This window comes from Saccharopolyspora antiqui, from assembly GCF_052246905.1.
Taxonomy (GTDB): domain Bacteria; phylum Actinomycetota; class Actinomycetes; order Mycobacteriales; family Pseudonocardiaceae; genus Saccharopolyspora.
The window spans coordinates 69,430-81,978 of record NZ_JBQQBO010000020.1 but is presented as its reverse complement, the minus strand read 5'-3'; the positions used below and the strand labels follow the sequence as shown (position 1 = coordinate 81,978).

The following is a 12,549-nucleotide window of genomic DNA, read 5'->3' as shown; positions in this document are numbered from 1 at the left end:
CGTCTTCGTCGTGCAGTGTTGTGTGAACCAGTGAACGCGTCGGCGAGACTGTGAGGCTACGCCTACAGCGATGAAGCTACTGCGCGGATTACAACGTATTTGTGATGATCTAGATAACTTTCAGCCGCCATCGCTTCGTTCCTGAAATAGCGATACCCCTGGTCGATCCCAGCATTTCGCGCTGTTGGTCGCCCGGCAGTCACGGCAGTAGCGTGGCGATGCGTTCCACGTAGTTGTCGCGGCCGATGAATCCTCCTGCGCGGCCAGGCGGGACCGCTAGTCCGTCGATGAGGTGGCCGAGGTGGCGGCCGACTTCTTCGGCAGCGGTGGTGTGGGCGTGGCGGAGTACGTCGGTGTCACCGGGCCTCAGTAGGCCGTGGTTGAGGTGCCACGCGGCCGAATCCAGGACCACGTCCAGGCCGTAGAGGCGTCGGGCGGCATCGACGATGGTGCGCCACTTTCCTCCGGTGGTAGCGGCGGTGTCGAATTCCTGGAGCGTGCGGCGTACGAGGTGAACGCGGGCGAGGGATTCGATGTCGTGGAGGTGGGGGTTGGGACCGTCGCGGTTGACGCGGTGGTGGAGTTGGTCGGCGAGAATTCGTTCGTGCAGGGACGCCAACCGGATCGCCGAGCGGGGGTCCTCAACACCTTGCGCGGCGGGGACGGCGGGCGCGTCGGTGCCGTCCAGGAGTTGTCTCCCGGCTTCCAGCAGCAGCAGTCGGGTGTCACCTCCGGCGGCGTGGAACGAGCGGGCCATGTCTTCGTAGACGGTGATGCGGTTGGCGTGCAGAACTCCTTGGAATCCGCACAGCCGTCGGCACGTTGCGGCGACGGACTCAAGGTTCAGGGTGGCGGCGGCCTTGGCGAGGGTGCGGTCGCGGTTGGCGGCGAGCCACGGTGCGTAGTGCGCGTTCGCCACGCCGTGGGTTGAGCCGGTGGTGCCGGAGAGGCGTTCGGCTATGAAGTCGCGGCGGATTTTGTCGACGTAGAAGCTGGTCGCGTACACCTGGGCGATCGCGGACGCGAGTTCGGTGGCATGGGTGGTGAACCGCAGGACGGGTGTGGCGGGGTGTCCGGTGCGGCGTTGGGTGTTGTATCGGGCGGCGATCGTGACAGCGGCACGGGCGGCCGAGGTGAGCGCGACCGCGGCCGAGGTGACGGCGGCGTTGACCCCGCCGAGGGAGCGAGCGAGGCGTTGTTGCGGCGTGAGCGGATCGCGAACCCCTTCGGCGGTGATGGTGGCGGTGTCGGAAAGCCATTGGCCGTGGGAGATTTCGGCGTGGTCGAAGCGGATCACGGAATAGTCCAGCGGTATCGGTGCCCCGCCGGGGAGCGCAGTGATGTGGGCGTGGGGGTGGGGGAAGCGGAACGCGAACGCGTGCACCCCGTGATCGTGGTCGTCGACGATGAGGCGGGCGTTGACGACGGCAGTGCGGGCGAGCCCGGTCCACGCGACGTTGGGCATGATCTTCAGCGCGGCATCGTCCGGGGTGTGGAGGATGAAGGTGCGGCGGTCGCGGTTGTAGTGGGCTTCGGTGCGCATGTGCATTTGGGAGCCGCCGCGCCCGAGTTCGGTGGCCACGATCGCGCCGGGCGCGTCCATCGTGTCGAGTTCGGCGATCAGCGGGTCGAGGTCGTTGTTGGGATGACCGCATTCGACGAGGGCGGTGGTGGCGACGCCGTAGTGGACCATCGCGGCGTGCATCATCGCGGGATCGACGATCCCGGCCCATTCCATCCCGGCGAGCAGTCGTCCGGGGGCGTGGTGCAGTTCTCGGGCGGGGCCGAGCATGCGCCCGAATGCTTGGAGGCGTTGGTAGGTGGTGCTCATGCCGGTGCGGGTGGGGTCGAACGCGGGTTTGCTGAGGAGTTCATCGAGTTCTGCCCAGATGGGCATGCGGTCGCGGAAGAACGGGTTGAGGTTCATCGGGAGACCTCGGTGTACCAGTAGCGATGCAGGTTCCACGTGCGCGTCGGGCCGCGGTGTCGAGCCCTGGTTCGCGCAGGCGGTGCGGCGACGATGGCGTGCGCGTTCGCACCGGACAGCCCGAACGACGAGACGGCGGCGCGGCGGGGGCCATCGGCGGGCCACGGCTCACAGGTGGTCGGTACGCGCAGCGCGGAATGGTCCCAGTCGATGACGGGTGCGGGTTCTATGTGGTGCAGCGATGGCGGGACTTGCCCGTGCTGGAGGGCGAGGACGGTTTTGAAGATTCCGGCGATTCCGGCGACGGGTTCGAGGTGTCCGATGTTCGTCTTCACGCTGCCGACCAGGCAGGCGCGGGGGTTGTTGCCGTAGACCTCGTTGAGGGCGTTGAGTTCGACGTCGTCACCGACGCGGGTTCCGGGGCCGTGGGCTTCGACGTAGCCGATGTCAGCGGCGTGGCAGCCCGCGTCGGCGAGCGCTTCCCGCATCATGCGCACCTGCCCAGGAACAGAGGTGGTGACGATGTTGCGGCCGGATTGCCCGTTGGCGTTCACGGCTGAGCCTTCGATGACGGCGTGAATCGGGTCGTTGTCGCGGACGGCATCGGAGAGGCGTTTGAGCAGCACGACGGCGATGCCTTCGGCGCGGGCGTAGCCGTCGGCGTCGATGCTGGCGAAAGTCGAGCGCCCGTGCGGTGACAGGGCTCTCGCGAGCCCGTGGGAGGGGCCTGCGTCGGGGTTGAGGATCAGGTGAGTTCCGGCGGCGAACGCGGCGTTGACTTCACCGTTGCGGAGGGCGTGGCAGGCGGTGTGGATCGCGGTGAGCGAAGCGGAGCAGGAGGTGTCGAGCGTGATGCTCGGACCTTGCAGATCGAAGAAGTGGGAGACACGGCCGGACAGGAACGATTTCAGTCCTCCGCCGGAAAGGGAGTACATGTTCGGCGCGACGACGGGCGTGGAGAGGTCCCAGTAGTCGGAGTGGGATTCGCCGACCCAGATGCCGGTACGGGGTCCTGCGACATCGCGGGCGGTGAGTCCGGCGTCGTCGATGGCTTCCTGCACCACCATGAGCAGCAGCCGCAGCCGGGGGTCGCAGCGGTGCGCTTCGCGGGCGCCGAACCCGAAGTGCTCGGCGTCGAACTTGTCGACGTCATCGATGAAACCGCCGACGTGCATGATCGGATGGCGGGGATTGGTGATCCGGTCTGGTGGGACGGGGCCGATGGCGGTGCGGCCGCCGCGGAGCACGTTCCAGAACTCAGCGGGATTGTTGGCGCCGGGGAATCGGCAGGCCATACCGACCACCGCGGTGGGGTCGGCATGGTGGGCGGCGTGGGTATCGCGGGTGACGGTGCGGATGATCTCGTTGCGTCTCTCGGTGACGGTGAAGTGTCCGGCCTCCACAAAGTGGATGGACACGTTGTCGCGAGTGATTTCGCGCCACGCCAAGAGATCCGCGAGTCCGAACAGCGGTTCACGTGTCCCACCGATGACGGTGATCGGGCACGACAGCATGCGGAGCGCGGGGCGGTATTGGCCTACGGCGGTGGCATCGGCTCGGATGACGTCGACGTTGGAGCGGATCGCGTCGCGGGCGCTTTCGGGTGCCCCGCCGAGGCGGATGACTTCGTCGACCATCTCGTCGTCCGGAAGCACGTGCAGGGACGAGAACCGGCGCGAGTGCAGGTGCGGTGGTGGGGCCGAGAGGATGACCAGTCGCTCGGGACCGGGCTGGTGGTTTTCGGTGAGGACGGTAGCGACGGCGTGCGCGAGCCACGCGCCCATCGAATGCCCCAGCAGGCAGAAGCGGCCAGGTAGGCGGGGGATGACGCCGCTGGCGACGTCTTCGGCGAGTTCCCACAACGAGCGGGGGAGTGGTTCCGCCTTGCGGGGTCCGCGTCCGGGCAGGATCAGTGGCAGCACATCAACACCGGGGATGCGCCAGGATTCGAACAGCGATGGTGGCGCGCCCGAATAGGGGAAGCACAGCAGATGTCGTTCGGCGTTGGGGTTGGGGTCGTACGCCAGCCACGGAGTTGACGACACGGTCGGGCCTTCCCGTGAGACGGGTCAGTACTGGGTGAATCCGCCGTCAACGCTGATCGCCGCGCCGGAGATCGAACCCGCGTCGGGGGCGGCGAGGGCGGCGACGAGCGCGGCGACTTCAGCGGGCGCGACCATGCGGCCCAGGTCGCCGGTGTAGAACCGGGCTGCCGTGTTGAAATCGGCACCGGAGTTCTCGATCGCGCCTCGGAGTTCGCGGGGGATCATCTCGGTGTCGGTGATGCCGGGGCACACGGCGTTGACGGTGATGCCCCGGGTGGTGACCTCTTTTGCGAGGGTCTTGGTGTAGCCGATGAGGGCGTGTTTGGCGGTGGTGTAGCCGACGAGCCCGGCCGCGCCGGTTTTCCCGGCGATCGAGGACATGTTGATGATCCGCCCGTAGCCCCGCGCAAGCATGTGTTTCAGCACGGCGCGGCAGGCCCAGAACGCCGAGTTCACGTTGAGGGCGAAGGCCCTGTTGAGGGCGTCGTCATCGAGCTCGGCGACCGGTTTGCCGTCGTCGGTGACGCCTCCGGCGCTGTTGATGAGCACGTCGATGCGGCGGTGTTCGTCCACTGCTTCTTCGATGAGGCTGGTTATCTGCTGCGGTTCGGTGACGTCAGCGGGGATGTAGCGGGCGCGGTCGCCCGCGCCGAGTTCGACGATGGCCTTGCGCCCCCGTTCGGCGCAGCGGCCGGAGATGACGACGGTCCCGCCGTCGGCGACGAACCTGCGTGCGCAAGCGAGGCCGATACCGGCCGTTCCACCGGTGATGACAGCGATCTGAGGCATCGTGCGCCGGTCCTTCCTCTGCCCGAAGTGGCTGGGACGAAATGGGATGCGGCTCGCCCGGGCTCGGTGACCTGGACGTCGGTGCGGGTGATGCGGGGGCGGCGGACGCGAGCGCAGGTTCGCCTCGGCGGTGGACATGGTCACCTCCGGTCACTTGGTCAGCGCGAGCACGGCGTTGTGCCCGCCGAAGCCGAAGGAGTTCGACAGCGCCACGTCGAAACGCATCCGGCGTGCGTGATGGGTGACGAGGTCGAGCGCGTGGGCGTTCGTGCAGGGCTGGTCCAGGTTCGCCACTGGCGGGACGGTCTGGGACCGCAGGGCGAGCGCGGTGTAGGCGGCCTCGATGGCCCCGGCGGCGCCGAGGGCGTGGCCGGTGACGCCCTTGGTCGAGGTCACGGCCGCGTTCGGGGTGACGTCGGCGAGCACGTCCGCCTCGACCGCGTCCCCGGTGGGAGTGGATGTGGCGTGCGCGTTGACATGCCCGACGTCGTCCGCGATGATCCCGGCGTCCTGGCAGGCCAGCCGGATGGCGGCTTTGGCCCCCACGCCTTGTGGGTGTGGCGCGGTGACGTGGTGCGCGTCGGCCGTCGCGCCGTACCCGGCGAGGTGGGCGTGCGGCCGGACTCCTCGGGTCGCCGCATCCTTTTCCTTCTCCAGCACGATGATCGCGGCTCCCTCGGCTATCACGAACCCGTCGTGGTCGACGTCGAAGGGGCGGGATGCGTGCTCTGGCGGGTGCTTCCTGGCGCGGGAGAGCGCGCGGAGCTTGTGGAACCCGGCCACGTGCAACGGGGTTACCGCGGCGTCCGTGCCGCCGCAGACCACCACGTCGCACGCGTCGCTGCGCAGCAGCCCCAGGCCGAGCCCGATCGCGGTCGCACCGGACGCGCATGCGGTTGACACGACCATGTTGGGGCCGGTCGCACCGAGTTCGATGGACAGCACCCCGGAAACCATGTTCACCAGGCCCTTGGGCAGGAACCGGGCGGTGACTGCGGGAGGTCCTCCGGCCAGCAGGCGAGCGTGGTTGTCGTCGTAGGTCTGGGCGCCGCCGAACGCCGTGCCGATGACCACACCCACGCGGGCGTTCGCGCGGGCGTTCGCGGTGAGCTGGGCGTCGTTGAGGGCTGCGTGAGCGGCGACGAGGGCGAACTGGGTGCTGCGGTCGTATGAGCGAGAGATGCGGTGCCCCGCCAACCGGTTCGCGTCGAAGGTCGCGGGCACCATGCTGGCGAAGTCGACGGGTGCATCCTTCAGCTCCTCCATCGGCCGGGCGGTGGGGCGCCCGGCGCAGACCGCTGTCCAGTTGACCGTCCGGCCGAGACCAGCGGGTGTGATCAGCCCGATGCCCGTGATCGCCGCCGGTGCGTTGTTCATGAGGTGCCGTCCGCGATCGTGCTGATCAGCTGTTCCATGGTGGTGCCAGTGGTCAGCTCCTCGTCGTCGAGGGCGACGTCGAACTTCTCCCGGATGATGTCCGCGAGTTCCACAGCCGCGACGGAGTCCACCCCGAGTTCTTCCAGGGTCCGGTGCGCGATGATGTCACCGCAGACGACGTCGAAGCTGTCCACCAGGATTGCGGACAGTTCCCCAGCTACATCGGTCATGCTGTCGCGGGCCTCCTCAGAACGTTCTGTTCGGACGGAAAACCGTCTGCCGATGACCCTGACGCTAGGCGTATCGCGTTCCTGGGTGGAAGGGGCAGTTCCGCGGCGCGGAACTGTCCACACAGGCCGGTGGGTCGGGACGATCAGCCGCCCTGGGCGCGCCTGACTTGCAGCGAGGCCGCGTAGGACACCTGCTGTGTGTGCAGGATGACCGCCTTCTTGTCGAATCCGGCGGATCGTCCCGTGACACCGATGCCTGCCACCGCCATGCCGCTGCGGTCGAGTACCGGCGCGGCTACCCCCGTTATCCCGGGGATGTACTCGTCCCGCGCGAACGCGTAGCCGCGGCGGCGGATCCCGGACACTTCCTGCCGCAGAGCGGTCGGCGTGCTGATGGTCCCCGACGTGTGGGCGGGCAGCTTCGCCACCCCGGCGAGCAGCTTCTCCAACTGGCCGGGCGTGTACGCCAGGAGCACTTTGCCCAAGGCCGTGCAGTACGTGGGTTCCCGCCAGCGGTCGGACCGGACCAGCCCGGCGGCGTCGTGCTTGAAGAGGGATCTGACGCAGAACACCTCCGAACCGCTCAGCACCCCGGCGATCACGACGTGACCGACGCGTTCGAGGAGTTCCACGAGGTACGGCGTGAGCAATCGCTGGAGATCTCCCGTCGACGAGTCCGCGTTCATGTGCACGAGGGAGTGGAAGCGCTCGCCCAACGTGTACGTGCTGTCGAGCTTGGCGACCAGGCCGTGCTCGATCAGGACCTCCAGCATTCGATGGGTGGTCGACTTGGGCAGCCCGGTGCTCTTCTCCAGTTCGGTGAATCGCCTGGGGCCGACCGCGATCGCTTCCAGCAACACCAGTAGTTTCTGCACCGGACCGGAACGCGAAGTCAGGTTCGAACGAGGACGCGGGGATCTCGCGGTGTTCATTGCACTCTCCGCCCGATGGATGTGGCGCCCACCCTGGTCTGCGCTGGGGCTTCGGGGCGAGCTGGCCGGTCACGGTATTCCACTCGATACTCCTGCCACCAACTCGGTGGGGGAAAGCGCAAGGAGATCACTCATATTTCGCAGCGCACCGTTGGCATATGCCGAGAATTGCGGCCGGGTGGGGGCGATTGATCAACAGTGGATCCGGTGGTGGTGTTTGGGTGAATTGTTCTGCACGGCGGAGAAGGCCGTTGTTTTTTCGCTGCGGATGTTGACTCTCATTGGCCTTTGCGAGTGTCTGGTGGGGGAAATATCAGGGGGAGGCGAAGAACCTCGGGGATGCCGATGATGGTGCAGGACTGGGAGAATTTGCGCAGAATTATCCGAATGGTGTCCGAAATGCGGATCCGGGCGGATCGCGTAGGAAGAATTCGACAACGTCGGAACCACCGATCACGGGATGCACCCCAGCTCCGCCGCGGGGCGGCTCGTCACTGATCGGGTGGTGGGTGAAGGGCACCTTTTGCCAAGTATGTTGGTGAAAGGTGCCCTTCGGTCTGCTGGGTTCCACTGTGGATTCAGTTGGCGTAGAGCCAGTCGATGTGGGTGTAGTCGCTCGGGTCGCGGTTGGTGAGGAGTTCGTTGCGCAGCAGGCGTCCTACGCCGTCGATGTGCCAGACCTCGCCCCAGGTGCGGGCATTGCGCTGCACGCGTGCGGTTCGGAGGATGCGGGCCTGTTGGGTCGCGCGCAGCGCGGCGGGCCAGTCGTCGGAGTGCTTGGTGGCCTCCGAAGCCAGCGTGGCGGCGTCTTCCAGAGCTTGGCAGGCGCCTTGGGCCAGGTACTGCAGCACCGGGTGCGCGGCGTCGCCGAGCAGCAGCAGGCGGCCGCTGATCCAGTTGTCGGTGGGTTCGCGGTCGTGCATCTGCCAGCGGCGATCCCGCCACAGCGAGGCCAAGCCACTACGCACCGGCTCGCAGCAGTTCCGGAAGGCGTCGTCGAGTTCCTCGGGCCCGCCCCAGTCGGATTCGCCGCGGTCGAAGGCGGGGCTGCGGAACACCGCGACCTGGTTGACCATCTGGCGCTGCCGCAGCGGGTACTGCACCAGGTGGCAGCCCGGGCCGATCCAGGCCACCACCTCGTCCAGGTTCACCTCGGCGGGCATCTGCTCGACCGCGACCGCACCGCGATAGGCGACGTAGCCGGAGGGGACCGGCTGATCACCGACGATGCCGTCGCGGAGCGTGGAGTTCAGCCCGTCGACACCGAGCACGACGTCGCTTTCGAACACGTCACCGTCGGCGCAGCAGGTGAAGGCGGTGTCGCCGGTGCTTTCGACGCGGTCGACCTGGCGGTTGGTCTCCAGCAGCACACCCGCCGCGCGGCAGGCGTCGACGAGGATGCGGTGCAGGTCGCTGCGGTGCACGACGACGTACGGGGCGCCGAAGCGGGTGCGGAACTCCGCGTCGAGGGCGAGGTGGGTGAGTTCGCCGCCGCCGACCGCGTCGCGCAGCACCAGGCGCTGCGGTTCGACCCCGGCGGCGAGAACCTGCGCCAGCACGCCCCACTCGCGGAGGATGCGGGTGGCGTTGGGTGCGAGTTGCAGGCCCGCGCCGACCTCGCCGAACTCGGCGGCGCGCTCCAGCAGCCGCACCGACCGGCCTCGCAGACGCAGGGCGAGCGCGGCGGCCAGCCCGCCGATACCGCCGCCGACCACGACCACGTCCTGCCGGTCGACTGCTCGATTGCTGCTCATGCGGGTTCCCTTCTGCGTCGGACGTCGTGAGTTGGCAGGTGCGGGCCTGGTCTGCACGGTGAACGGGATCAACGAGACGCTAGCGGCACGTTCGAGGGAGAAGAATAGAATTCCAGCATGAAGAACAAGCCGTCGTACGCGCTGACGTCGGTGGACAACGCGCTGCTGCTCCTGCAGATGCTTCGCGACCAGGGCGGACTGCGGGTCAGCGAGGCGGCCGAAGAGCTCGGCATCGCCCGGTCCACCGCGCACCGGCTGCTGTCGATGCTGGTGTACCGGGACTTCGCGATCCAGGACGATCGGCGCACCTACGTGCCCGGCCCGGCGCTGGCCGCCAACCAGGTGGCCGGGCATCCGAACCAGTGGCTGCGCAAGGCGCTGTACCCGCACATGGACGCGTTGTGCGAGCGGGTGCAGGAGACGGTGAACCTGATGGTGCGGGTGGGCACCCAGACGCGGTTCCTCGCCAGCGTGGAATCGACGCAGATCCTGCACGTCGGTGACCGGCGGGGGACGATCCTGCCCGCGCACCTGTCCTCCGGGGGCAAGGCACTGCTGGCCGAGCTGGAGCGCGACCAGCTGGCGCAGCTCTACCGGCCGGGCGAGGCGGATCGGCAGCTCTCCGACCGGGAGTGGAAGACCCTGTTGCGCGAGCTCAAGGCGGTCCGGGAGACCGGTTACGCGGTCAACCGGGAGAAGACCGAGGACGGCGTCTCGGCCATCGGGATGTGCGTGCACGACGCGACCCGGCTTGCGGTCGGCGCGCTGTCGGTCGCCGCACCGTCGGCGCGGTTCGACCCCAAGCAGATTCCCGTTCTGGTGCGAGAAATGCGAGCCGCGGTCGCCCGCGCCGAAGTCGACGTCCAGGCCCTGCCCGAGCTGTAGAACCGGTCGTTGCCGCACGCCAGCGCTGGCCGGGAGCGCGCGGCCGGGAGGAAACCCGCCGTACGCACGGCCGTCTGGTTGATTCTGGATAGCAGAATGGTGGCCGATATGGCGGAATTCCAGCCCTATGGTGTGGGTCATGTCGCACACCGACGTGCGCCCGGTCCGATCAGGTCGGGCAACGGTCCTCGTGGTCGCCCTCTGCTGGCTCACCGTGGTCTTCGACGGCTACGACCTGATCGTCTACGGCACCGTGCTGCCGGAACTGCTGCACGAACCCGGTTGGGGCCTGACACCCGGTGTGGCTGGCCTGCTGGGCAGTCTGGCGTTCGCCGGAATGCTGGTGGGCGCGCTGGTCGCCGGGGTGCTGTCGGACCGGATCGGTAGGCGCCGCGCGGTTCTGCTGTGCACCGGGTGGTTCTCGGTGTTCACGGTGCTCTGCGCGGTGGCCTGGGATCCCGCGTCGTTCGGTGCGTTGCGGTTCCTCGCCGGGCTCGGGCTCGGCGGTCTGGTGCCGTCGGCGAACGCGCTGGCCGCCGAGTTCGTCCCGCAGCACCGGCGATCCCTGGTGTCGACGCTGATGATGTCCGGCGTGCCGATCGGCGGAAGCGCGGCGGCGGTGCTGGGGATCTGGCTGATCCCGGCGTGGGGTTGGCCGAGCATGTTCGGCGTCGCGGCGATCTGCCTGGTCGTGGTGTTGCCGCTGAGCTGGCGATTCCTGCCCGAGACGGCGGCGTACCACCGGGCTCGCGGCGACCACGAGCGCGCCGCCGAGGTAGCGCGCCGGTTCGGGACCACTGTGGACGAATCGCCCGACGCGACCGATGACGTGCCGGGGCTGTTCTCCCGGTCCTACCTCGCCGCCACGGTGCTGTTCGCGCTGGCCACGTTGGCGATCCTGTTCGCCTGGTACGGCTTGGGCACCTGGTTGCCGCAGCTGATGCGGGAGTCCGGGTTCAACCTCGGTTCGGCGTTGAGCTTCCTGCTGGCGTTGAACCTGGGCGCGGTCGTCGGTTCGCTGCTCACGGCGTGGGCGGGCGACCGGTTCGGCCCGATGCGCACCGGTGTGGTGGCGGCGGTGGTCGCCGCGCTGGGCCTGGCGGGGCTGCTGGCGCATCCGCCGAACGTGGTCACCTACGCCCTGCTCGTGTTGGCCGGAGTCGGCACGCACGGCACCCAATGCCTGGTCATCGCCGCGGTCGCGAACTACTACCCGGCGCGGCTGCGGGGCACCGCCCTGGGCTGGGCGCTCGGCGTCGGCCGCATCGGCGCCGTGGCGGCTCCGCAGGTGGGCGGTCTGCTGCTGGCCGCGGGGCTGGGGGTCGGCTCGAACTTCCTCGCCTTCGCGGTGGCCGCCGCCGTAGCGGGCGTGCTGCTGTGGCTGTGCCCGCGTTCGGCGCGGCGCCGAACCGCTGACCAGCCGGTCCTGGCGGCGGAGATCGATTCCCGGTGAAACCAACGGTTGTTCTGCACACTGGAATCTGATTCCGCAGCAGCGAACGTTTTGGCAGCATCGACGGTATTCGAGGGGAGAACGAAATGACTTCGCTTGACACCCAGCAGGAAGCCGCGCTCGCCCAGCTCTACGCGGACTTCGCGACGGAGAACCTCAACCCGCTGTGGACGCAGCGCGACGACCTGATGCCGATGCAGCCGACCCCGAAGGCCGTGCCGCACGTGTGGCGCTGGTCGACGCTGTATCCGCTGGCGCAGCGCGCGGGCGACCTGGTCCCGGTCGGCCGCGGTGGCGAGCGTCGGGCGATCGCGCTGGCCAACCCGGGCCTGGGTGGCGTGCCGCACGCGAGCCCGACGCTGTGGGCGGCGATCCAGTACCTCGGGCCGCAGGAGGTGGCACCGGAGCACCGGCACAGCCAGAACGCCTTCCGGTTCGTGGTCGAGGGCGAGGGCGTGTGGACCGTGGTCAACGGCGATCCGGTGGCGATGCGCCGCGGCGACTTCCTGCTCACGCCGGGCTGGAACTTCCACGGCCACCACAACGAAACCGACCAGCCGATGGCCTGGATCGACGGGCTGGACATCCCGTTCGTGCACTACACCGACACCGGCTTCTTCGAATTCGGCTCCGAGCAGGTCACCGACCCGGCCACGCCGCACATCTCCCGCTCGGAGCGGCTGTGGGCGCACCCCGGCCTGCGGCCGCTGTCCGGTTTGGACGATCTGCCGAACTCGCCGATCGCCGCGTACCGCTGGGAGCACACCGACGCGGCCCTGCGCGAACAGCTCGCGCTGGAGGACGAGGGCCAACCGGCGACCGTCGAGCCGGGGCACGCCGCGGTGCGCTACAGCAACCCGACCACCGGCGGTGACGTGATGGCGACGATCCGCGCCGAGTTCCACCGGCTGCGCGCCGGGGCGTGGACCCGACCGCGCCGGGAGGTCGGCTCCTCGGTGTGGCAGGTGTTCGAAGGCGACGGCGAGGTGGTGCTCGACGGCACCGAACACCGCGTGTCGACCGGTGACCTGTTCGTCGTGCCGTCCTGGGTCAAGTGGTCGCTGCGTTCCGAAGGCGGGTTCGACCTGTTCCGCTTCTCCGACCAGCCGATCTTCGAACGGCTCAACCAGTCCCGCGTGTTCGTCGAGGAAGGTTAA

Annotated in this window: 10 protein-coding genes; 3 read left to right on the top strand and 7 right to left on the bottom strand. The window is 68.5% G+C overall.

Features of this window, described 5'->3' with window-relative positions; translation table 11 throughout:
• Positions 1-199: 199 nt before the first annotated feature.
• The 7 genes from ACTWQN_RS27345 to ACTWQN_RS27315 all read right to left on the bottom strand — a co-directional run bounded on the left by ACTWQN_RS27345 (position 200) and on the right by ACTWQN_RS27315 (position 9,054).
• Entirely contained in the window at positions 200-1,927 is a 1,728-nt protein-coding gene (locus ACTWQN_RS27345) for an acyl-CoA dehydrogenase family protein (protein ID WP_443206450.1), read from the bottom strand.
• Positions 1,924-3,972 carry a beta-ketoacyl synthase N-terminal-like domain-containing protein gene (locus ACTWQN_RS27340; protein WP_443206449.1) on the bottom strand — a complete coding sequence of 683 codons (2,049 nt, stop codon included), beginning with the start codon at positions 3,970-3,972 and terminating at the stop codon, positions 1,924-1,926. The genes ACTWQN_RS27345 and ACTWQN_RS27340 overlap by 4 nt, the downstream gene beginning before the upstream one ends.
• Positions 3,973-3,996: 24 nt before the next feature.
• Complete coding sequence (locus ACTWQN_RS27335) at positions 3,997-4,761, bottom strand: SDR family NAD(P)-dependent oxidoreductase (protein WP_443206448.1); 765 nt, start codon at positions 4,759-4,761, stop codon at positions 3,997-3,999.
• A 150-nt stretch (positions 4,762-4,911) separates the two neighbouring features.
• Positions 4,912-6,138, bottom strand: coding sequence for a beta-ketoacyl-[acyl-carrier-protein] synthase family protein (locus ACTWQN_RS27330; protein WP_443206447.1), 1,227 nt, complete (start codon positions 6,136-6,138; stop codon positions 4,912-4,914).
• Positions 6,135-6,368, bottom strand: a complete 234-nt coding sequence (locus ACTWQN_RS27325; RefSeq protein WP_443206446.1) for an acyl carrier protein — start codon at positions 6,366-6,368, stop codon at positions 6,135-6,137. Before ACTWQN_RS27325 ends, ACTWQN_RS27330 begins: the two co-directional genes overlap by 4 nt.
• 143 nt (positions 6,369-6,511) lie before the next feature.
• Positions 6,512-7,300 carry an IclR family transcriptional regulator gene (locus ACTWQN_RS27320; protein ID WP_443206445.1) on the bottom strand — a complete coding sequence of 263 codons (789 nt, stop codon included), beginning with the start codon at positions 7,298-7,300 and terminating at the stop codon, positions 6,512-6,514.
• Positions 7,301-7,878: 578 nt separating this feature from the next.
• Positions 7,879-9,054, bottom strand: a complete 1,176-nt coding sequence (locus ACTWQN_RS27315) for an FAD-dependent monooxygenase (RefSeq protein ID WP_443206444.1) — start codon at positions 9,052-9,054, stop codon at positions 7,879-7,881.
• Between the two features lie 117 nt (positions 9,055-9,171).
• Between ACTWQN_RS27315 and ACTWQN_RS27310 the strand changes: the two genes are divergently transcribed.
• The 3 genes from ACTWQN_RS27310 to ACTWQN_RS27300 all read left to right on the top strand — a co-directional run bounded on the left by ACTWQN_RS27310 (position 9,172) and on the right by ACTWQN_RS27300 (position 12,549).
• Entirely contained in the window at positions 9,172-9,939 is a 768-nt protein-coding gene (locus ACTWQN_RS27310; protein WP_443206443.1) for an IclR family transcriptional regulator, read from the top strand.
• A gap of 139 nt (positions 9,940-10,078) precedes the next feature.
• On the top strand, positions 10,079-11,392 hold the full coding sequence (locus tag ACTWQN_RS27305; protein WP_443206442.1) for an MFS transporter: 1,314 nt from the start codon (positions 10,079-10,081) through the stop codon (positions 11,390-11,392).
• An 86-nt stretch (positions 11,393-11,478) separates the two neighbouring features.
• Positions 11,479-12,549 (top strand): cupin domain-containing protein, encoded by a 1,071-nt coding sequence (locus tag ACTWQN_RS27300; RefSeq protein WP_443206441.1) that lies wholly within the window; start codon positions 11,479-11,481, stop codon positions 12,547-12,549.

What these genes read in the sequence shown, in the direction of transcription:
- ACTWQN_RS27345 (WP_443206450.1), bottom strand. Translation starts at nt 1,927, where the DNA reads ATGAACCTCAACCCGTTCTTCCGCGACCGCATGCCCATCTGGGCAGAA.
- ACTWQN_RS27335 (WP_443206448.1), bottom strand. Translation starts at nt 4,761, where the DNA reads ATGCCTCAGATCGCTGTCATCACCGGTGGAACGGCCGGTATCGGCCTC.
- ACTWQN_RS27330 (WP_443206447.1), bottom strand. Translation starts at nt 6,138, where the DNA reads ATGAACAACGCACCGGCGGCGATCACGGGCATCGGGCTGATCACACCC.
- ACTWQN_RS27325 (WP_443206446.1), bottom strand. Translation starts at nt 6,368, where the DNA reads ATGACCGATGTAGCTGGGGAACTGTCCGCAATCCTGGTGGACAGCTTC.
- ACTWQN_RS27320 (WP_443206445.1), bottom strand. Translation starts at nt 7,300, where the DNA reads ATGAACACCGCGAGATCCCCGCGTCCTCGTTCGAACCTGACTTCGCGT.
- ACTWQN_RS27315 (WP_443206444.1), bottom strand. Translation starts at nt 9,054, where the DNA reads ATGAGCAGCAATCGAGCAGTCGACCGGCAGGACGTGGTCGTGGTCGGC.
- ACTWQN_RS27310 (WP_443206443.1), top strand. Translation starts at nt 9,172, where the DNA reads ATGAAGAACAAGCCGTCGTACGCGCTGACGTCGGTGGACAACGCGCTG.
- ACTWQN_RS27305 (WP_443206442.1), top strand. Translation starts at nt 10,079, where the DNA reads ATGTCGCACACCGACGTGCGCCCGGTCCGATCAGGTCGGGCAACGGTC.
- ACTWQN_RS27300 (WP_443206441.1), top strand. Translation starts at nt 11,479, where the DNA reads ATGACTTCGCTTGACACCCAGCAGGAAGCCGCGCTCGCCCAGCTCTAC.